This is a genomic window from Deltaproteobacteria bacterium (assembly GCA_019912665.1).
In the GTDB taxonomy this organism is placed as follows: domain Bacteria; phylum Desulfobacterota; class GWC2-55-46; order GWC2-55-46; family GWC2-55-46; genus UBA5799.
The window spans coordinates 147,717-166,621 of record JAIOIE010000021.1; the positions used below are offsets into that span (position 1 = coordinate 147,717).

Below are 18,905 nucleotides of genomic sequence, written 5' to 3' on the forward strand. Positions count from 1 at the left end.
TGAGAGCGCCTCCCTTATCTTTTTTTTAATGGACCAGGATATTGTGCTGCCTCCGGGCGATAATACAAAGCATCCTTGAAATTATCCCATAGCGGTGGCGGGTTTACAAGGCGGGAAGGAGGGCAGGCCGCGCCCTCTGGGAAAAGCAGGCGAGGGCGCGGCGAAAGAACCCGGAATCGATTCTGTCCTTTTCTTATTACGGCCACAGCCTCTTCCGGCGGGCAAACAGCAACTCTGAAAATTAGAGATTTTTCCCGCAATCAAGGAAGGCCGGGAATAAAAAGCGGAGCATATATTAATAATATATGAGCATTTTTATTCCCGTAACTACGCAGAGTCCGGGAAAAAGATCAATTTTTAAGGTCAGTCCGCCTGCTTCCGGAGGAACGTCGGCGTATCGTAAAGGTCCTCGTCGTCCACGTTGAAGCCGCCGAGCTTGCCGAGCCTCCTTATCTCCGTGCTCTTCAGCTCATAGCCGCCCCTGTCAAGGCCTTTCCTCAATACCGTCGGCACGTCGAGGTTGTCGTCGAGGACCATGGCAGGGGCGATCACCTCTTTTTGGCGGCCTTCCCTGCCGAAGCCGGTGGCGATAACCGTGACCCTGACCTCCTCGCCCATCGACTCGTCGATGACCGCGCCGAAAATGATGTTCGCGTCCTCGTGCGCCTCCTCGTGTATGAGGCTCGACGCCTCGTCAACGTCATGGATGGTCATGTCCGAGGAGCCGGTGATGTTTATGAGTATGCCCTTGGCGCCGCTGATGGAGATGTCCTCGAGGAGAGGCGAGGAGATGGCCTTTCTTGCGGCCTCGGCGGCCCTGTTCTCGCCCCTTGCGGAGCCGCTTCCCATGAGGGCCTGCCCCATCTCGGACATGATGGTGCGGACGTCGGCGAAATCCACGTTCACGAGCCCCGGGATGGTGATGACGTCGGATATTCCGCGTACGGCCTGCAGGAGCACCTCGTCGGCCCTCCTGAACGCGTCCTTGAGGGAGGTGTTCTTGTTCGCGACGGAAAGGAGCCTCTGGTTCGGGATGGTGATTACGGTATCGACGACTTCGCGGAGCCTTTTCAAGCCTTCCTCGGCCTGCCTCATCTTCTTCTGGCCCTCGAAGGCGAAGGGCTTGGTGACGACCGCGACCACTAGCGCGCCCGCTTCCCTCGCGGCCTCGGCGACTATGGGGCCCGCGCCGGTCCCTGTGCCCCCGCCCATTCCGGCGGTGACGAATACCATGTCCGCTCCCCGCACGGCCTCCATGAGATGGTCCTTGCTCTCAAGGGCCGCGTTCCTGCCGACCTCGGGGTTTGCGCCCGCGCCGAGGCCCTTTGTGAGGCTTCCGCCGAGCTGCACCCTTATGCTTGCGAGTGATTTTTCGAGAGCCTGGCTGTCGGTATTGGCCGTCATAAACTCGACCCCGTCAAGACCGCTCTCTATCATGGTGTTCACGGCGTTCCCGCCGCAGCCCCCGACCCCGATGACCTTGAGTTTCGCGCCGCTGTTGAAGTTCTCGTCCATTTCAATCACCATCAACCACCTCCTTGAATATCCGCCGCCGAGAGTATTTTATAAACCGTTCCGATCCGTCCGCGCCCTTAAGGATTACTGAAAAGCCTGTTGGGGGAAACTTTTTACAAAAAGGTTCCCTCAAGAGTCTTTTCAGTAAATCTCTTTAGAAGAACTCCTTCATCCAGCCTTTCATCCTCGTTGAGAGCTTGTTGAAGAGGGTGCTGTCGGAGCCCCTCATGAACTGGGTGCCGTTAAGGTGCCTGCCTCCGTAGAGGACGAGACCCACGCCCGTCGAGTACATGGGGCCCTTCACCACGTCCACGAGCCCGGTTATCCCGATGGGGAGCCCCCGCCTCACCGGGAGGTTGAAGACCTGCTCCGCGAGCTCGGTTATGCCTTCCATCGCGGCCGTACCGCCCGTGAGGACGACCCCCGAGGAGACCAGGTTCTCGTACCCGGACTTCATTATCTCGCGCTTTACGAGCTGGAATATCTCCTCTATCCTCGGCTCGATTATCTCGCAAAGCATGTACCTGGAGACGGTCTTCGAGGTGTTCCCGCCGACGCTCTGGACCTCCATGACGTCGTCCCTCGATACCATGGCGGTCATGGCGCACCCGTGCTCGCGCTTGAGCTTCTCCGCCTCGTTCGCGGTAGTGCGCAATCCAACGGAGATGTCGCCCGTGACCTGATTTCCGCCGAGTGAAATTACCGTAGTATACTTTATTGTGCCGCCGTGGTAAAGGGCAATGTCGGTCGTTCCGCCGCCTATGTCGACCAGCACGACGCCTATCTCCCTCTCATCGGGATTGAGGACCGCCTCGCTCGACGCTATCTGCTGGAGCGCGATGTCCGCGACGTCGAGCCCGGCCTTGTTCGCGCATTTTACGATGTTCTGCGCGGAGGTGACCGCGGCCGTGACTATGTGCACCTTCACCTCGAGCCGTATCCCTATCATGCCCAGCGGCTCCTGTATGCCCTCCTGGTCGTCCACTATGTATTCCTGGGGGATGACGTGTATCACCTCCCTGTCAGGGGGTATGACGACCGCCTGGGCCGCCTCTATCACGCGGTCTATGTCGGCCTGGTTTATCTCCCTGTTCTTTATCGCGATGACGCCGTGGCTGTTGAAGGCGCGTATGTGGCCGCCGGCTATGCCGCAGTAGACCCTGTTTATCTCGCACCCGGCCATGAGCTCTGCCTCTTCAACCGCCTTCCGGATGGACTCGACCGTGCTCTCGATATTCACGACCACGCCCTTACGGAGCCCCTTGGAGGGGTGGGTGCCTATCCCGATTATCTCGACCCCCTCCCGGGTCTTCTCGCCCACTATGGCGCAGATCTTGGTCGTGCCTATGTCGAGCCCGACGATTATGTTATCCCTTTTCGCCATTCGCCTCACCGCCTCTCTTTACAACGTCGGTTGCGAACCTCACCACCACCTCGCGGTGGTTGTTGAGGTCGAAAGCCTCTATGCCCCGGAGCACCCCGTCTCTTGTCCCGAGTATCCTCTCGAAGGAGAGGAGCTTCTCCTCGAACCCGTCCAGGCCTACATCGAGCCTCACACCTTCGTCGAGCGTGAATATCGAAAGCCCGTGCGCCGGGTCGACGCTTATCTCCGATACGCCTGTTATATTGAAACCGCTCCGGTTATTCAACAAAGATATGAGCTCAAGGAGACTGCCTTCTATCTCGTCTTCTTTCTCTCCAAGCCTCTCGGGAAGGAAGCCGGTCACGACCGGGAGATCAAGCCCCTCGTCCTCCGCCGAGTACCTCTTGAATATTATCCCGCGCGCGTCCATAAGGTACAAACCGTCCGTCTTTACGAATACCGCGGGCCGCCTCTCGGTTATCTCTATAACGACCTTGTCCGGGAGCTTTCTGTCGATACTCGCGGACTCTATCCAGGCGTTGGCCTTCAGGCTCGATATGACCTGGTCCTTGGAGAAAGAGAAGAGGTTCTGCCCCTCCTTGAGGCCTGAAAGCCCTATTACCTCCTCTTCCGTGACCCTCTCCGCTCCTGTTACGCTTATGCCGCTTATGCTGAAATAGCCGGAGGTCATAAGCTTCCCATGCGCCCACCATGAGCCGAAGGCGAGAAGCGGGAGGGGGAGCGCGAAGGCAAGGACCCTCAAGGTCTTCCTTACAGCGCGGTCGGCCCGAAGCCTGAAGGGCTCCTTAAGCCTTCTGTTCCTTTTTTTGATTACCCTCTTCATCAGTACTTATCCAGCCCCGCGCCCTTCAATATCTCCTCGACCAGAGCGGGGTAATCCATGCCGGCCGCCTCGGCAGCCCTCGGAAGGAGGCTCAACTCGGTCATACCCGGGACCGTGTTAACCTCCAGCACATAAGGGGTACCGTTTCCGCCGAGCATCAAATCCACCCTGGCAGCGCCCGAGCACCCGAGCGCCCGGTATGCGGCAAGCGCCTCTTTGGCCGCCCTTTTATCTACCGCCTTCGCAATCGGCGCAGGGACCAGGAAATCGGTCATACCCTTCGTGTACTTGGCCTTGTAATCGTAAAAGCCGCCCTTTCTGGGCCTTATCTCTATGGTCGGAAGGGCCGTGCCGTCCAGTATGCCTATCGTAAGCTCTCTTCCTTCTATGTACTTCTCGACGAGCACGCCGCCGCGGAAGCTTTCTGCAAGCTCCAGGGCCTTTTTAAGCCCGGACCTTCCCTTTACGATGCTTACGCCTATTGCCGAGCCCTGGCACGCGGGCTTTACGACGAGCGGAGGCCTTAGCGTAACCGCGCCCTTGCCGCTATAGACGAGAGACTTCGGGGTAGACACGCCGTGGCTCTCCATCACCTTCTTGGCGACTACCTTGTCCATCGCCATGGCAGAGGCCCTTACGCCCGAGCCGGTGTATGGTATGCCCATTACCTCGAGGAGGCCCTGCACGCAGCCGTCCTCCCCGTGGCGGCCGTGAAGCGCTATGAATGCCACATCTATCTTCCCGGCCCTGAGCTTCGCCGGGAGGTCTTTGCCCGCGTCGATTGCAACGGCCCTGTAACCCTTTTCAAGGAGCGCGCCCAGGACGGCACTGCCTGTTTTGAGGGAAATCTCCCTCTCCTCGGAGGTCCCGCCCATGAGGACGCCTATCTTCTTCTTTTTCAGTATCCCGGGCCTCAAGGCCTAATCCTCCCCTATTACCTTTATCTCGGGCTCGAGCACGATGCCCTTCGAGCTAAAGACCCTGTCCCTTATGAGCGCCATGAGCGTGAGCACGTCCTTTGCCTTTGCCCCGCCGGTATTCACTATGTAGTTTGCGTGCGCCTCGGAGACCATGGCCCCGCCCGAGCGCTCGCCCTTCAAGCCCGCCTCCTCTATGAGCTTCCCGGCTATCTTGCCCTCGGGGTTCTTGAATATGGAGCCCGCGTTCGGGGAATGGATCGCGCTCGAGGCCTTTCTCCTCTCCCTGAACTCCGCCATCCTCCCCTTTATCTCCTCGGGGTCGCTCTTCCGGAAACGCATATGGGCCCTTGTGACTATCGCCCCCTTCGGGAGCTCGGCCCTCCTGTATGAAAAATTGAGCTCGCTTTTTGGAATGAAGCCCTTCTGCCCCTTCCTGCCTATCACCTCTATGCCTTCGACCACATCGGCCATCTCGCCGCCGTATGCGCCGGCGTTCATCATTACCGCGCCGCCCACTGTCCCGGGGATGTTGACCGCGAATTCGAGCCCGGAAAAGCCCCTGTCCCTGGCCTGCGTAACGAGCTCCGGAAGCTTCACCCCGGCTCCGACGATGGCCTTGCCGTCGTCGAGCCAGCTCGTGTCCTTGAAGCCCTCGCACATATTTACTACTATGCCCCGCACGCCGCCGTCCCTCACGAGGAGGTTCGTGCCCGCGCCAAGTACGTGGAACTGGAAGCCCTTGGACTCGGCAAAGGCAACGAGGTCCTTAAGGTCTCCCTCGTCCTGCGGGAAGGCCATGACGTCAGCCGGGCCGCCTATCCTGAACGAAGTGTGCTCGCTCATGGGCACGTTGAAAAGCACCTTGCCCTTGAAGCGCTGTATGAAGAATAACGAATACTGCATGGAATTCCTGTCTTCCCCCTTGCTCCTTCCGGCCTGCACGGCTACGCGCCCGCCCTGCTCTTAAGCGTATTTACGAATGCCACCCCGGCCTTCCAGACGTCGCCGGCCCCGAGCGTTATGACCATGTCTCCGGGCTCGACTACGCCGGATAGATGCTCCGGGAGCTTCGCTATATCGGGGACGTATGATACGTCCTTGTGGCCGTAGGCCTTTACGCCCTTATAGAGCGCTTCGCCCGATGCGCCCTCGATCCTTTCCTCGCCAGCTGGATAGACCTCGGTGATAATTAGCTTCTCCGCGTCGTTGAAGGCGGAGAGGAACTCGTCAAAGAGGTCCCTGGTCCTCGTGAACCTGTGCGGCTGGAATACGGCCACGACCCTCCTCGTCCAGCCACTTCTCGCGGCCTTGAGGACCGCCTTAATCTCCTCGGGGTGGTGCCCGTAGTCGTCGACCACGGTTATACCGGCGGCCTCTCCCCTCAAGTGGAAACGCCTTTCAACGCCGGTAAATCCTTCGAGCCCGGCCTTTATCCTCTCGAAAGGTATCTCGAGCTCCCTTGCCACGGCGACCGCCGCAAGCGAGTTGTAGACGTTGTGCTCGCCCGGCATATTGAGAGTTATCTCTCCCAGGCGCGTGCCGCCGTTCCAGACCTCGAAAGAGGTCCTCATGCCGTCCGGCGTTATCTTCTTCGCGTGGAAGTCGGCCTGGGCCGTGAGCCCGTAGGACCTGAACCTCCTCGTTATCTTCGGTATGAGCCCCTGTATGACCGGATGGTCCAGGCATATGACCGCGCACCCGTAGAAGGGGACCTTGTTCATGAAATTGAGGAACGCGCCCCTGACCTCCTCCATGTCGCGGTAGTGGTCCATGTGCTCCCTGTCGATGTTCGTGACGACGGCTATGGTGGGCGAAAGCTTAAGGAAGCTCCCGTCGCTCTCGTCAGCCTCGGCCACGAGGAAGTCCCCGCCCCCGAGCTTCGCGTTCGCGCCGAGACTATTGAGCTTCCCGCCCGTGACAATGGTCGGGTCCATGTTCGCCGCCGCGAGTATCATCGATACCATCGAGGTCGTCGTGGTCTTCCCATGCGTGCCGGCTATGGCTATCCCATACTTCATCCGCATGAGCTCGGCGAGCATTTCGGCCCTGGGGATTATGGGTATCTGGCGGGATTCGGCCTCCCTTATCTCCGGGTTCTCCTTTTTCACGGCAGAGGAATAGACGACGCAGTCGGAGCCGACGACGTTTTCTTCCCTGTGGCCTATAAAAATGGTCACGCCCAGGCTTTTTAGCCTCCTCGTGGTCTCGCTCTCGGCGAGGTCCGAGCCGGTCACCTTGTACCCCATATTAACGAGGACCTCGGCGATGCCGTTCATGCCGCTCCCGCCGACCCCTATGAAATGTATCTTCTTTATCCTGCCCCTGTACACCGCTTCACCTCTGCTTGGCGCCTTTAAGCCGCCCCTTGTGGTAGTAGTCTCAAGAAGTTTTCCGCTATTTCCTGCGCGGCCCTGGGCCTGCCCATTGCCTTCGACCTTTCCCGCATGAGCCTCAATGCCTGGCGGTCGTAGTAGAGCCTTTTTATGGCCTCGGCGAGTGTGGCGCCCGTAAGCTTGTCCTGCCTTATCATCACCGCGGCCCCGGCCTTCTCAAGGCACCCGGCGTTAACGGCCTGATGGTCGTCCGACGCGAAGGGATATGGTATCAGTATGGCCGCGAGCCCCGATGCAGTTATCTCCGCAAGCGACGTCGCGCCGGCCCTGCATACCACGAGGTCAGCGGAGCTGTAGGCGGCCCCCATGTCCTCTATGAATACCGAGACCTCGGCCTTGAGGTTCTTTCTCCTGTAAGCGGCGACTACCGCATCGTAGCCTTCCTTCCCGGTCTGGTGCGCTATCCTGAGGCCGCTCCATATGTCGGCCAGGAACTCTATGGCGTCCAGGAAGGCTGCGTTGATGGCCGTAGCGCCCTGGCTCCCGCCGAAAACGAGTATCGAGAACTTGTCCGCTACCCTCCTGTCCTCGAGCTTCCTTACGATATCCCTTCGCACCGGGTTGCCGCTCAATATCGTGCGCCCGCCCGGGAAGTACCTCCTCGATTCCTCGAATGAGATGTAGACCCTGTCAACGAACCTGCCGAGGACCCTGTTCGTGAGCCCAGGGAGCGCGTTCTGCTCCAATATGGCCGTCCTTATCCCCAAGAGCCTCGCCGCGGTCACGACCGGCGCCGACGAATAGCTCCCGCTCCCTATCACCCCGTCCGGCCTCATTGAGCGGAAGTGCCGGAGCGCCTCCATCGTGGACCTCGCGGCCTTTACGACCGCCCTTATCCGCCCGAACCCCTTCCTCCTCTTCAAGCCCTCGACGTTGAAGACCTTTAGCGGGTAGCCGTATTTCGGGACGACCTTCTCCTCCAGCCCGCCCCTGCCGCCCATAAAGGTTATGTCTATGCCGGGGTCCCTGCGCCTGAACTCCTCGGCGAGTGCGATGGCTGGAAAAAGGTGGCCGCCGGTCCCGCCGCCCGCGAAGACAAGCCTTAATCCCTTTTTTTCCCTTCCTTCCCGGCGCTCCATCCCCCTCAGGCCTCGTTTTCCCTGATGTAGATATTGAGCAATATCCCGACGGCTATGAGGTTCACCATGAGCGCCGTTCCGCCGTAGCTTATAAACGGGAGCGGCAGCCCCTTCGGGGGCAGAAGCCCCATGACGACCCCCATGTTCATGGCGGCCTGGAAGACTATCATGAAAGTGAGGCCCAGGGCCAGGTACTGGCCATGGAGGTCCTTTGCCTTTAGCGCAACCTTTATCCCGCAGACGAGTATCACGACAAAAAAGGCCGCGACGCCGGCAACGCCTATGAGGCCCAGCTCTTCCCCTATGACCGAGAGTATGAAATCCGTATGCGCCTCGGGCAGGAAAAAGAGCTTCTGCCTGCCTTCGCCGAGACCCACGCCGTACAGCCCGCCGGAGCCGAAGGCGAGGAACGACTGTATCATCTGGAAGCCCTTGCCCTCAGGGTCTTTCCAGGGGTCGACGAAGATCATTATCCGGTCCATCATGTACTTGAAATTGTGCACCACGAACCAGAGGCCGAGGCCCAGGAGAGCGAGAGAGCCGAGTATGTACCTGAGCCTTACGCCCGCCGCGAATATCATAAGAAATACAATGGAAGCGAGCGCGAGCGAGGTGCCGAGGTCCGTCTCGAACATGATGAGCCCGATTATCACGCCGGGTATGAGCACGTTCGGGAGGAAACCCGGGGAAAAGGTCTTTATGAGGTCCTTCTTGGCCGCGAGCGAATACGCGAGGAAGAATATGACCGCAAGCTTCGCCGGCTCCGAAGGCTGGAAGGCGAGAGGGCCGAGCCTTACCCACCTCCGGGCTCCTCCGGCAGAGAAGCCTATGCCCGGTATGTAAATGAATACCAGGAATATGGCGGCCAGTATGAGTATGGGGTAGGCCATCTTTTTATAGACGACATAGGGCACCCTGGAGGCGGCTATCATCATGACGACCCCGGCCAGGGCGTACGTCAGATGCTTCTTCACGAAGAAGTACTCGTCGCCGAACCTCTTCATCGCCACCACGTAGCTCGTGGAATAGACCATCACCACCCCGAAGACCACGAGGAGAAGGGTCGAGATTATGAGGACCCTGTCTATGTCCTTTATCTTTATCAGAGGGCCTCCACGAGCGACCTGAACCGCTCGCCCCTTTCCTTGTAGTCCCTGAACATGTCGAAGCTCGAGCAGGCAGGGGAAAGGAGTATCGTATCGCCGGGAAGGGCGTTTTTATGCGCCGTCGCAACCGCCTCCTCGAAAGACTCCGCGAGGACCGTCCGGCTGAATCCACCGAGGGCCTTCTCTATCTTGGGCCTGGCCTCTCCGATGAGGACCATGAGCTTCACCTTTTCCTTTATGAGATCCGCGAGTACGCCGTAGTCTCCGCCCTTGTCAACACCGCCGGCTATTAGCACCACCGGGCCCTTTAACCCCTTAAGCGCCATCATGAGCGCGCCGACGTTAGTGCCCTTGGAGTCGTCTATGTAGGTGATCCCGCCGAGTTCCCTCACGACCTCCATCCTGTGGTGGAGGCCCGTAAACGAGGAGAGCGCGGCCAGAACAGCCTCCCTATTGGCGCCGGAAAGCCGCGCAGACGCTATGACCGCCATGACGTTCTCGATGTTATGGAGCCCTTTGAGCCTGATGCCGCTTATCGGGTACTCCTCCCTTGAGCCGTCATGCCGGAAGACTATATAGCCGCCGTCCAGAAAGAGCCCTTCATCCAAACTGCCTTCTATGGTGAACGGCACGGCCCTTCCGCACCCGAGGAGGCCCGCCCTTCCGGTTATTGCCGGGTCGTTCGCGTTATAGACCGCGAAGTCTCCCGCGGCCTGGTTCTCGAATAGCCTGAACTTGGTCTCCGCGTAATGGCCGAAGTCCCTGTACCTGTCGAGGTGGTCGTCGGTAATATTCAACAGCGCCCCCACGCGGGGCCTGAAATGCCTCGTCGTCTCGAGCTGGAAACTGGAGACCTCAAGCACGATAAAGTCCGCGCCTCCGCCGTTCTCGACGTACTCAATCGCGGGGGTCCCTATATTTCCGCCGACGAAAGCAGAGAAGCCCGCCTTTTTCATTACTTCCCCGAGGAGGGCGGTAGCGGTCGTCTTCCCGTTGGTCCCGGCTATGGCGAGGACAGGGGCGTCCATGAACCTCCACGCGAGCTCTATCTCGCTTATGACCTCGGCCCCGTTCTCTCTTGCCCGCTCAAGGAGCGGCAGGTCCGAAGGCACCCCCGGGCTTACGACCACGAGGTCTACCCCGTCGAGGCCTACACCGTCGTGGCCCCCTGCCCTTACATTGACCCCCATTGAAAGGAGGCTATTAACCCCCTCTATCTTTCCAGCCTCTTTCGAGTCGGTCGCGATCACGCTGGCGCCGGAGCTACGGAGAAACCTGGATACCGAAATGCCGGTTCTGCCGAGCCCGACCACGACCGCGCTTTTCCCTTCGAGGAACGCCTTCGCGGCGGCAATAGAGTCTCCTTTCATAACGGCGCTCCGTATCATCATCTTATCTTCAGGGTGCTTATCGCCACGAGGGCGAGTATTATGGAAATAATCCAGAACCGCACTATTATCTTGGGCTCGGCCCAACCTTTGAGCTCGAAGTGGTGGTGGATCGGCGCCATCGCGAATACCCTTTTTCCGGTGAGCTTGAAGGAAGCTACCTGGAAGATGACCGAGAGGGCCTCGACAACGAAGATGCCGCCGACGATCAAAAGCAGGAACTCGTTCTTGGTGATTATGGCTATGGTGCCGAGCGCGCCGCCGAGCGAAAGCGAGCCCACGTCCCCCATGAAGACCTGCGCCGGGTAAGAGTTGTACCAGAGGAACCCGAGCGAAGCGCCGACCATCGCCCCGGCAAAGACCGTAAGCTCTCCGGCCTTGGGCACGTACAAGACATGGAGGTAGTTTGCTATTTTCACGTGTCCCACGAGGTACGCGAAGAGCATGAAGGTGGCCGCTGATATTATCATGGGCCCTATGGCCAGGCCGTCGAGGCCGTCCGTCAGGTTCACCGCGTTCGAGGTGCCCACGATGACGAAGACCACGAACGGGATATAGAAGGCCTTCAGGTCAAAGGAGGCGTCCTTGAAAAAGGGTATGGACACGACCGTGTCAGCGCCGTTGTAATAGAGGAATAGCGCGGCGGCGAGCGCCACTACGACCTGCAATGCGAACTTGGACCTCGCCCTGAGCCCGCCTTTCTTCCTCACGACCTTGTCATAGTCGTCCACGAACCCTATGGTCCCCATGCCTAGCGTTACGAAAAGGAGCAGCCATACGTATTCGTTCATCATGTTGCCCCAGAGGAGCACGGATATTATGACGACGAGCAGTATGAGGGCGCCGCCCATGGTCGGGGTGCCGGCCTTGCTCTGGTGGTTCGAGGGCCCGCAGTCCCGTATGACCTCGCCGACCTTCAGGGACTTAAGCTTCCTTATGACGTACGGGCCTATGATGAAGCTCAGGACGAGCGCGGTTATGGCCGCGTAGATGGTCCTGAAGGTGATGTACTGGAATACGTTGAATATCGTATGGTACTTGGCCAGCGGGTATAGGAAATAATAGAGCATCTCTTCCTGTTTCTCTTTCTTTTATGATACTGAAAAAGTCCCTCCTTGGACTTTTTCAGCCACGACTTGCCCGAAGTGAATTCGCGCAAGCCTTTCGAAACCTGCAGGTCTTCAGCCGCAGGCCCTTCTGGTATCCATGCGCTTCAGGAATTCGACCACTTCCTCGAGCGCAACACCCCTTGAGCCCTTTACGAGGACCGTGTCGCCGTCCGATACGACGGCCCGGAGGGCTTTTAAGGCCTCTTCCTTTGAGGCGAACCCGAATGAGTTCTCGATCCCGGCTGCTCGCGCCGCCTCCGCCGTGCTCCTTGAGAACTCCCCTATGGCCACAAGTGAATCCACTCCTAGCCCGGCAGCGAGCGCGCCTATTGACGCGTGCTCTCTCTCGCTCGCGTTCCCGAGCTCGAGCATATCGCCGAGCACGGCGACTTTCCTGCCCCGCGCATCCGCGAGGGTCTTCAATGCCGCTGCCATCGATTCGGGGTTGGCATTGTAGGTGTCATCAAGCACGATTACATCTCCGGCCCTCACTACCACCATCCTCCCTTTTACGGCAAGGGGGGCCGAGAGCCCGGCTGCCATGTCTTCGAAAGGCGCCCCGAGCGCAAGAGCCGCGGCAACGGCGGCAGCGCCGTTCATGACGTTCGTAAAGCCGGGTGAGGCGAACCTGGCTTCCAACTTTTTCCCGCGGACTTCATAGACGGCAGAGGGCCCGGAGAACGGGCCTTCGGAATCCCAGCTTTCGACCTTTACGTCGGCCTTGCCCGACATTGAATAGGTGACGGTCTCGCCGGGGCCTTTTGAGGCCTTGACAACCCTCGGGTCGTCGATGTTCACAATTTTCACACCGTGCTGCGGAAGGAGCTCGAAAAGCCGTCCCTTCTCCCTTGCAACGCCTTCGATCGAGCCGAGGCTCTGGAGATGGCTCCTTCCGATATTCGTTATGAGCGCGACGTCGGGCCTGCAAATATTCGCGAGGCGCTCCATCTCGCCCTCTTCGCTTATGCCAAGCTCGAGGACAGCCGCCTCATGCGAGGGGTCGAGCCCCAGGAGCGTAAGCGGAAGGCCGATGAGGTTATTCCTGTTCCCCTCGGTCTTCAGTACCTTCCTCGATACCGAAAGTATCGATGCTATCATCTCCTTGGTAGTCGTCTTCCCGGCGCTCCCGGTGACTGCCACGACCGGGATGCGGTAGATGCTCCTCAAGTGGGCCGCAAGGGAACCTAGCGCCTTTAGCGTGTCGTCTGTTTTTATAACCGCGGCCTCAGCGGGAAGCTCCCTGAGCCCGTCGTCTTTTTCGACCACTGCAATGGACGCGCCTTTGGCAAAGATCTCCTTAAGGAAGGCGTGCCCGTCGAACCTCGGCCCCTTCAGCGCGAAGAAGGCCTCGCCCGGCCTGATATTTCGCGAATCGGTCGATACTCCGCCTGCAAGTGTTTCAAGGCTTCCCTTTATGACAGCCCCTTTGATAACAGAGGCCAGCTCCTTTGCCCTTAAAGGCCTCATAGGGCCTGCCTCGCAGCCATGCCGCCGGGGTGGATAAGGGAGCGAAGCTCCTCGTAGTCGTCAAAATGGTGCTTTACGCCCTTTATTATCTGGTAGTCCTCGTGCCCCTTGCCCGCGGCGAGTATGGTATCGCCCTTGCCCGCGATGCTCACCGCCTTCCGGAGCGCCTCCCTCCTCTCGGGGATCACCATATAGCCCTTTCCGGAGGGCCTCTCCCCTGGGGCGAACTTCCTTGTGCCCCTCATGCCCGCTTCTATCTCGCTGATTATCTCCAGCGGGTCCTCGTCCCTCGGGTTGTCGGACGTGACTATGACTATGTCCGAATGCCTGGCCGCGGCTTCGCCCATCCTGGACCTCTTTTTTCTATCGCGGTTTCCGCCGCAGCCGAATACGGTTATGAGCCTGCCGCTCGTTACGGGCCTCAATGCAAGAAGCGCCCGCTCGAGCGCGTCCTCGGTATGCGCGTAATCGACGTAGGCCCTGAATGCGTCCTCGCCGCCTGATACGAGCTTCTCAAGCCGTCCGGGCACGCGTTCGAGCCTGCCTATGCCCCTGGCCGCGATCCTAGGCTCTATGCCCATCGATACGGCAACCGCCATTGCGGAGAGTATGTTCTGCAGGTTGTATTCACCGACCAGGTGCGCATCTATCGCGGCCTCGCCCGCGGGGGTCGATATGACCGCCTCGGTCCGACCTTCGAGGAGGGAGTAGCTCTTTGGGTGGACCGATGCGCCACCGTCCCTCAGGCTAAAGGTGATTGCGCCCGGGTTGGCCTCCTTGAGTCTTCTCCCCCAGGGGTCGTCGATGTTTATGACTTGTATTCCGCCGGATGAGCGGAGCATGTCGAAGAGGATGGACTTGCACCTGAAGTACTCGTCCATCGTCTTGTGGTAGTCAAGGTGGTCGTGCGTGAGATTTGTGAAGGCCCCGGCCCTGAACCTCAGGTGCGCGGCCCGCTTCTGCTCGAGCGCGTGGGAAGAGACCTCCATGACGCAGTGCGTAACATTCGCGTCCGCCATCTCCCGGAGCATCCTATGGAGGTCCGGGGCCTGCGGGGTGGTGTGGGGGGCGCTGAAGACCTCCCCGTTATAGCGGTAGTTTACGGTGCCTATGACGCCGGGTCTCATCCCGGCCTCAAGGAGTATCGATTCGATCAGATAAGTGGTGGTCGTCTTCCCGTTCGTGCCAGTAACCCCTATTACGGCTACTTCCCTTGACGGCTCGCCGTAGAAGATGTCAGAGGCCCTTGAGATGGCCTCCCTTACGTCCGGCACTATGAGCTGGGTCGCGGATATGGAAGGGGTCTCCCTCTCGGCAAGGACGGCGAGAGCGCCGGATGAAACGGCCTGGGGTATGAAGGAGTGGCCGTCAACGTGCTCGCCGGGAATGGCGGCGAAGAGGACCCCTTCGCCCGGACGGCTGCTTCTTACGATATTTCGCGAATCAGAGGAGATGCCGGTAATCTCTATATCGACCCTTCCAAGGACCTTGCAGCCCAGGGACGGCGTTATCTGGCCAAGTTTCATGCTGCCTCTTAAAGCTTAAGGAAACCGGCGACTTACGTTCCCGAAAGCCGGGACCCGGGCGCCTGCTTCAACTCGGTATTGTCTCACAAGAGGGGCTTTCTTTTCAAACCCTTCTTTTTACCTGAAATCCACTATCACCGGCCCTTTGGACGGTATGGACGAGCCGGGCGGAGGCATCTGGCTTACGGCCCTGCCGCTACCCCTGACCTCGACATCAAAGGACCTCTCCCTTGACATCCTCATCACCATTCTCACGGACTTCCCCTTGAAGTCCGGGACGGCCATGGGCCGTATCTCGGAAGGCTCCTCGGCGGTTTCGTCAACTGGCGCCGCGTCCTCATGCATGAGGGCCCTTTCGACCCTCATCGCGCCAGGCTCTTCCCTGAAAACCCCAAGGTACGCCAATGACTCCTCGGCTATTTCCCTGAATACAGGGCCGGCCACCAGCCCGCCGTAATACTCGCCCTGAGGCTCGTCTACGGTCACAAGTATCGCAAGCCTCGGATCGTCCGCCGGCACAAAGCCCATGAAAGAGGCTATGTATGCCCCTCTCGCATAACCGCCCTTTTTGAAGTCGGGCTTCTGCGCTGTCCCGGTCTTCCCGGCAACATCAAAATCCGGAAGCGCCGCAAGCGCTCCCGTGCTTTTTTCCTTGGTGGCCTCCACCATCATCTTCGTAAGCTTTCTGGCCGTATCCTCCGAGATGATCCTTTTTACGACAACCGGATGGGTCTCGGCGACCGGCCTGCCGCCGGGCTCCTTGACGGATTTCACCACGTAAGGCTGCATGAGGAAGCCGCCGTTCGCTATGGAAGAAAGCGCCGTGATCATCTGTAGCCCCGTTACCGACACCCCCTGGCCGAAGGATATGGTATGGAGAGAGACCTTCGACCAGTTCTTCGGGTGCCTGAGGACCCCTGCGGCCTCGCCCGGCAGGTCTATGCCGTTCCTTGAGCCGAAGCCGAACGCCTTAAGATACCTGTAAATCTGCTCCCTGCCGAGCTCCTCTCCTATCTTGGCCGTCCCTATGTTGCTCGAAAACTTGAGTATCTCGGTGACGGTAAGCCAGCCGTGCTCTTTAGTATCGTGGAAGACCCTGTCTGCCACCTTGTACTTGCCGTTCTCGCAGTAGAAACGGCTTTCCGGCTTTACAATGTTCTCCTCAAGGGCGGCGGCAATGAGAAAGAGCTTGAATGTGGAACCCGGCTCGAAAGCGTCGGCTATGGCCCTGTTCCTCCAGCTTCCCGAGCCGTAGCGCCGTATGTCGTTCGGGTCAAAGGAGGGCTGGGTAGCCATCGCGAGTATCTCGCCCGTCATGGGGTCCATGACCACGGCCGTCCCGCCCTTTGCGTTATACGAGTCAACGGCCTTCTTGAGCGACTTCTCGGCTATGTACTGGATCGACTTGTCGATCGTAAGCTCGACTTCCATGCCCTGGAGCGGCACGGTCTTGTCGAGGTCCTCGTAAAGGAGGCCCCTGCCCATCGCGTCCCTCTCCCCGGTGAGCCTTGCCGAGGAGCCTTTGAGCATCGCGTCATAGTACTTCTCGACGCCTTCAAGGCCGCTTGCGTCCAGGCCGGTGAAGCCTATGAGGTTGGAGGCGAGCTGCCTGTTCGGGTAAAACCTCCTGCCCTCCTTTATAATCCCTATGCCTTCGAGGCCGCGTATCATGTCGCGGTCCTTGCCCTTCAAGTCAACCTGGCGCTTGAGCCACACGAACCTCCCCTCCCCCGAGAGCTTTTTTTCGAGCTCGAAGGAGGATACCCCGATTACCGGAGCGAGCGCCCTGGCCGTCGCCCTGGGGGATTCTATCTTGTCGGGCTGGGCGAATATCGAGTCCACCTCTATGCTCACGGCCAGCTCTTTAAGGTTCCTGTCGTATATGTCCCCCCTCTTGGACTGGAGGTTCAGGGTCTTCCTGTGCTGCCTGTCGGCCATCTTCTTAAGCTCCGGCCCCTTCACGATCTGGAGCTGGACGGCCCTGAAGATTATCATGCCGAAGGCCGCGAGGAAGAGGCCCAGGATGACAGTCAGCCTGAGCTTGAGATACGCATCTGCTTTGGCCTGCTTCTTCCTCCTCATCTGAGGACGATTATCTGCCCGCTCTTGGGATTTTCGAAGCCCATCTCCGCCGCGATGCCCTCTATCCTCTCCGGAGACTTAAGGCGCACGTATTCGAGCTTGAGCCTCTTATTCTGCTCTATGAGGGCCGCCCTGGTGCTGTTTGCCTTCGATATCCCGTAGCCGGCGTTCACCACCATGAGCCTGCTCCAGACGAAGCCGAATATGATAAGCATGGCGGCGAGCGAGGCGGCCACGGCGAAGTATATGAAGTTCAAATCCCTCGGGTCCCTTTTGGCCTTTACGTCCTGCCCGAGGAGCACCCCGGGGAACTCGAGCTTTTTGCTTACCACCTCAGCCATGATTGCCTCCTTCTGCCTTTTGCGCCTTGTATCCTGTCATCATCCGGCCCCCGGCCGGAGGTCGGATTAAAAACAATATCAGAGCTTCTCGATTGCACGGAGCTTTGCGCTCCTTGCCCTCGGGTTCCTCCCGACCTCTTCCTCCGAGGGCGCGACCGCCTTTTTCGATACGAGCCTTGCCTGCGGCGTCTTTTTACATACGCAGACCGGGAACTTCGGGGGACATATGCAGCCGGTCGCGGCCTTTCTGAACGCGTCCTTAACGATCCTGTCCTCGAGCGAGTGGAAGGATATGACGACCATCCTGCCGCCGGGCTTAAGCGACTCTATACCGGCCGCGAGGCCCTCGCCTAAACTTCCGAGCTCGTCGTTCACTGCTATCCTCAGGGCCTGGAAAACGCGCGTGGCCGGGTGTATTCTCCCGCCCCTCAACTTCGCCGGGACCGCCTCGACGACTATGCGCTGGAGCTCGCCGGTCGTCTCTATCGGCCTCGCGGCCCTCGCCTTCACGATGGCCCTGGCTATCCTCCTTGAGTGCGCCTCTTCGCCATATTCCCTGAAGATGCGGAAAAGCTCGCTTTCGTCGAGCGTATTGACAAGGTCGCGGGCCGTAAGCCCGGAGGACCTGTCCATCCTCATATCGAGCCTCGAGTCGAAGCGGAAGCTAAAGCCCCGCTCCGGACTTTCGAGCTGGTATGACGAGACCCCCAAGTCCAGGAGCATGCCGTCAACCGGACCCTCGTCGAGACGGTCGAGGACCGCGCTTACGTTCCTGAAGTTTTCCTTTACGAGGACGAACCTTCCGGCAAAGGGCGCGAGCGCCTTCCGGGCCGCTGCCAGCGCATCCGAATCCCTGTCCAGGCCTATCAGCCTGTTCTCCGGGTTCGCCCTGAGTATCTCGGAGGCGTGCCCGCCGCCGCCAACCGTACCGTCCACATAGGCCCCCGCCCGGACGCAGCCGAGAAAATCCACGACCTCGGCCGGCATCACTGGAAGGTGCGCGAACTCCGCCATTTCCTAGAGCCCCAGCCGCTCGAGGGTGTTCACAATCTCATCATCCGAAGCGGCTGCCGCAGCCTGCTCCCACAGGGGCTTGCTCCATATCTCCATATGCCTGAACGCGCCGATAAGGACGACCTCTTTTTCGAGCTTCGCATAGTCCCTGAGCGTCTGCGGGATGAGGATCCTCCCGAGCTTGTCTATCGCGCAGTCAGCCGCGCTGGAATAGAAAAAACGGAGGAACGCCTTCGTGTCCTTCTTGAACTCCGGAAGGGCGGATATCTTCTCTTCGAGTTTCTGCCATTCGGCAAGGGGGTAGGCTATGAGGCAGCCGTCGTAATTGGTCACGACGAGGCGGGAATCGTATCTCTCGTTCAGCGTCTCCCTGAACCTCGAGGGTATGCTGATCCTGCCCTTGGAATCGATTAGGTGCTCGTACCTGCCCTTGAACATCGCTTATCTTCCCCGGTCTGCATGGAATCAGCAGGTTTAGGAATGCATTTCATTCCACTTGGGGGCCTCTTATACCACTTAATACCACTTTATACCACACGCTGGTCAACTATATTCCTGATGAAATTCTTTGTCAAGGGAAATCTAAGAAGGTAAGGCTTCAGAAATTCTCGGGAAATCAGCCGCATTCAACTTATAGTAGAAGGGATCTCAAGGGATACTATTAGTGGGGTCTCAACTCGGGTGAGCGGCAAAAATCCTTCGAAAATTCAATCCAAAGGAGGTGTTGAGGCCGTAAGTGGGATTACCGTGCGGTTTCT

16 protein-coding genes are annotated in these 18,905 nt (G+C 59.1%); all 16 read right to left on the reverse strand.

Annotation, left to right across the window (positions count from 1 at the left end; all coding sequences use genetic code 11):
- Positions 1 to 363: 363 nt before the first annotated feature.
- A complete protein-coding gene (gene ftsZ, locus K8I01_10130; protein MBZ0220776.1) occupies positions 364 to 1,524 on the reverse strand; it encodes a cell division protein FtsZ in 1,161 nt (386 codons plus the stop codon).
- Positions 1,525 to 1,669: 145 nt separating this feature from the next.
- Positions 1,670 to 2,899: a cell division protein FtsA gene (gene ftsA / locus K8I01_10135; protein ID MBZ0220777.1), complete on the reverse strand. Its 1,230-nt coding sequence runs from the start codon at positions 2,897 to 2,899 to the stop codon at positions 1,670 to 1,672.
- Complete coding sequence (locus K8I01_10140) at positions 2,883 to 3,722, reverse strand: FtsQ-type POTRA domain-containing protein (protein ID MBZ0220778.1); 840 nt, start codon at positions 3,720 to 3,722, stop codon at positions 2,883 to 2,885. The genes ftsA and K8I01_10140 overlap by 17 nt, the downstream gene beginning before the upstream one ends.
- Complete coding sequence (locus K8I01_10145; GenBank protein ID MBZ0220779.1) at positions 3,722 to 4,639, reverse strand: D-alanine--D-alanine ligase; 918 nt, start codon at positions 4,637 to 4,639, stop codon at positions 3,722 to 3,724. Before K8I01_10145 ends, K8I01_10140 begins: the two co-directional genes overlap by 1 nt.
- Before the next feature lie 3 nt (positions 4,640 to 4,642).
- Positions 4,643 to 5,545, reverse strand: coding sequence for a UDP-N-acetylmuramate dehydrogenase (murB, locus tag K8I01_10150; GenBank protein MBZ0220780.1), 903 nt, complete (start codon positions 5,543 to 5,545; stop codon positions 4,643 to 4,645).
- Positions 5,546 to 5,586: 41 nt separating this feature from the next.
- Positions 5,587 to 6,918 (reverse strand): UDP-N-acetylmuramate--L-alanine ligase, encoded by a 1,332-nt coding sequence (gene murC, locus K8I01_10155; protein MBZ0220781.1) that lies wholly within the window; start codon positions 6,916 to 6,918, stop codon positions 5,587 to 5,589.
- 77 nt (positions 6,919 to 6,995) lie between these two features.
- Entirely contained in the window at positions 6,996 to 8,114 is a 1,119-nt protein-coding gene (gene murG / locus K8I01_10160) for an undecaprenyldiphospho-muramoylpentapeptide beta-N-acetylglucosaminyltransferase (GenBank protein ID MBZ0220782.1), read from the reverse strand.
- 5 nt (positions 8,115 to 8,119) lie between these two features.
- Complete coding sequence (gene ftsW / locus K8I01_10165; protein ID MBZ0220783.1) at positions 8,120 to 9,220, reverse strand: putative lipid II flippase FtsW; 1,101 nt, start codon at positions 9,218 to 9,220, stop codon at positions 8,120 to 8,122.
- Positions 9,217 to 10,590: a UDP-N-acetylmuramoyl-L-alanine--D-glutamate ligase gene (gene murD, locus K8I01_10170; protein ID MBZ0220784.1), complete on the reverse strand. Its 1,374-nt coding sequence runs from the start codon at positions 10,588 to 10,590 to the stop codon at positions 9,217 to 9,219. Before murD ends, ftsW begins: the two co-directional genes overlap by 4 nt.
- Positions 10,591 to 10,607: 17 nt before the next feature.
- Complete coding sequence (gene mraY, locus K8I01_10175; protein ID MBZ0220785.1) at positions 10,608 to 11,678, reverse strand: phospho-N-acetylmuramoyl-pentapeptide-transferase; 1,071 nt, start codon at positions 11,676 to 11,678, stop codon at positions 10,608 to 10,610.
- A gap of 111 nt (positions 11,679 to 11,789) precedes the next feature.
- Positions 11,790 to 13,184 (reverse strand): UDP-N-acetylmuramoyl-tripeptide--D-alanyl-D-alanine ligase, encoded by a 1,395-nt coding sequence (gene murF / locus K8I01_10180; protein ID MBZ0220786.1) that lies wholly within the window; start codon positions 13,182 to 13,184, stop codon positions 11,790 to 11,792.
- Positions 13,181 to 14,710: a UDP-N-acetylmuramoyl-L-alanyl-D-glutamate--2,6-diaminopimelate ligase gene (locus K8I01_10185; GenBank protein MBZ0220787.1), complete on the reverse strand. Its 1,530-nt coding sequence runs from the start codon at positions 14,708 to 14,710 to the stop codon at positions 13,181 to 13,183. The genes murF and K8I01_10185 overlap by 4 nt, the downstream gene beginning before the upstream one ends.
- Before the next feature lie 117 nt (positions 14,711 to 14,827).
- Positions 14,828 to 16,792 carry a transpeptidase family protein gene (locus K8I01_10190; protein MBZ0220788.1) on the reverse strand — a complete coding sequence of 655 codons (1,965 nt, stop codon included), beginning with the start codon at positions 16,790 to 16,792 and terminating at the stop codon, positions 14,828 to 14,830.
- Positions 16,789 to 17,133, reverse strand: a complete 345-nt coding sequence (locus K8I01_10195) for a cell division protein FtsL (GenBank protein ID MBZ0220789.1) — start codon at positions 17,131 to 17,133, stop codon at positions 16,789 to 16,791. Before K8I01_10195 ends, K8I01_10190 begins: the two co-directional genes overlap by 4 nt.
- 78 nt (positions 17,134 to 17,211) lie before the next feature.
- Positions 17,212 to 18,147 carry a 16S rRNA (cytosine(1402)-N(4))-methyltransferase RsmH gene (gene rsmH, locus K8I01_10200; protein ID MBZ0220790.1) on the reverse strand — a complete coding sequence of 312 codons (936 nt, stop codon included), beginning with the start codon at positions 18,145 to 18,147 and terminating at the stop codon, positions 17,212 to 17,214.
- A gap of 3 nt (positions 18,148 to 18,150) precedes the next feature.
- On the reverse strand, positions 18,151 to 18,585 hold the full coding sequence (gene mraZ, locus K8I01_10205; protein ID MBZ0220791.1) for a division/cell wall cluster transcriptional repressor MraZ: 435 nt from the start codon (positions 18,583 to 18,585) through the stop codon (positions 18,151 to 18,153).
- Positions 18,586 to 18,905 lie beyond the last annotated feature (320 nt).

Coding starts and splice junctions, on each gene's coding strand:
- K8I01_10195 (MBZ0220789.1), bottom strand. CDS start 17,133: ATGGCTGAGGTGGTAAGCAAAAAGCTCGAGTTCCCCGGGGTGCTCCTC.
- murD (MBZ0220784.1), bottom strand. CDS start 10,590: ATGAAAGGAGACTCTATTGCCGCCGCGAAGGCGTTCCTCGAAGGGAAA.
- K8I01_10185 (MBZ0220787.1), bottom strand. CDS start 14,710: ATGAAACTTGGCCAGATAACGCCGTCCCTGGGCTGCAAGGTCCTTGGA.
- mraZ (MBZ0220791.1), bottom strand. CDS start 18,585: ATGTTCAAGGGCAGGTACGAGCACCTAATCGATTCCAAGGGCAGGATC.
- K8I01_10140 (MBZ0220778.1), bottom strand. CDS start 3,722: ATGAAGAGGGTAATCAAAAAAAGGAACAGAAGGCTTAAGGAGCCCTTC.
- murC (MBZ0220781.1), bottom strand. CDS start 6,918: ATGAACGGCATCGCCGAGGTCCTCGTTAATATGGGGTACAAGGTGACC.
- K8I01_10190 (MBZ0220788.1), bottom strand. CDS start 16,792: ATGAGGAGGAAGAAGCAGGCCAAAGCAGATGCGTATCTCAAGCTCAGG.
- mraY (MBZ0220785.1), bottom strand. CDS start 11,678: ATGCTCTATTATTTCCTATACCCGCTGGCCAAGTACCATACGATATTC.
- murF (MBZ0220786.1), bottom strand. CDS start 13,184: ATGAGGCCTTTAAGGGCAAAGGAGCTGGCCTCTGTTATCAAAGGGGCT.
- rsmH (MBZ0220790.1), bottom strand. CDS start 18,147: ATGGCGGAGTTCGCGCACCTTCCAGTGATGCCGGCCGAGGTCGTGGAT.
- ftsA (MBZ0220777.1), bottom strand. CDS start 2,899: ATGGCGAAAAGGGATAACATAATCGTCGGGCTCGACATAGGCACGACC.
- murB (MBZ0220780.1), bottom strand. CDS start 5,545: ATGCAGTATTCGTTATTCTTCATACAGCGCTTCAAGGGCAAGGTGCTT.
- murG (MBZ0220782.1), bottom strand. CDS start 8,114: ATGGAGCGCCGGGAAGGAAGGGAAAAAAAGGGATTAAGGCTTGTCTTC.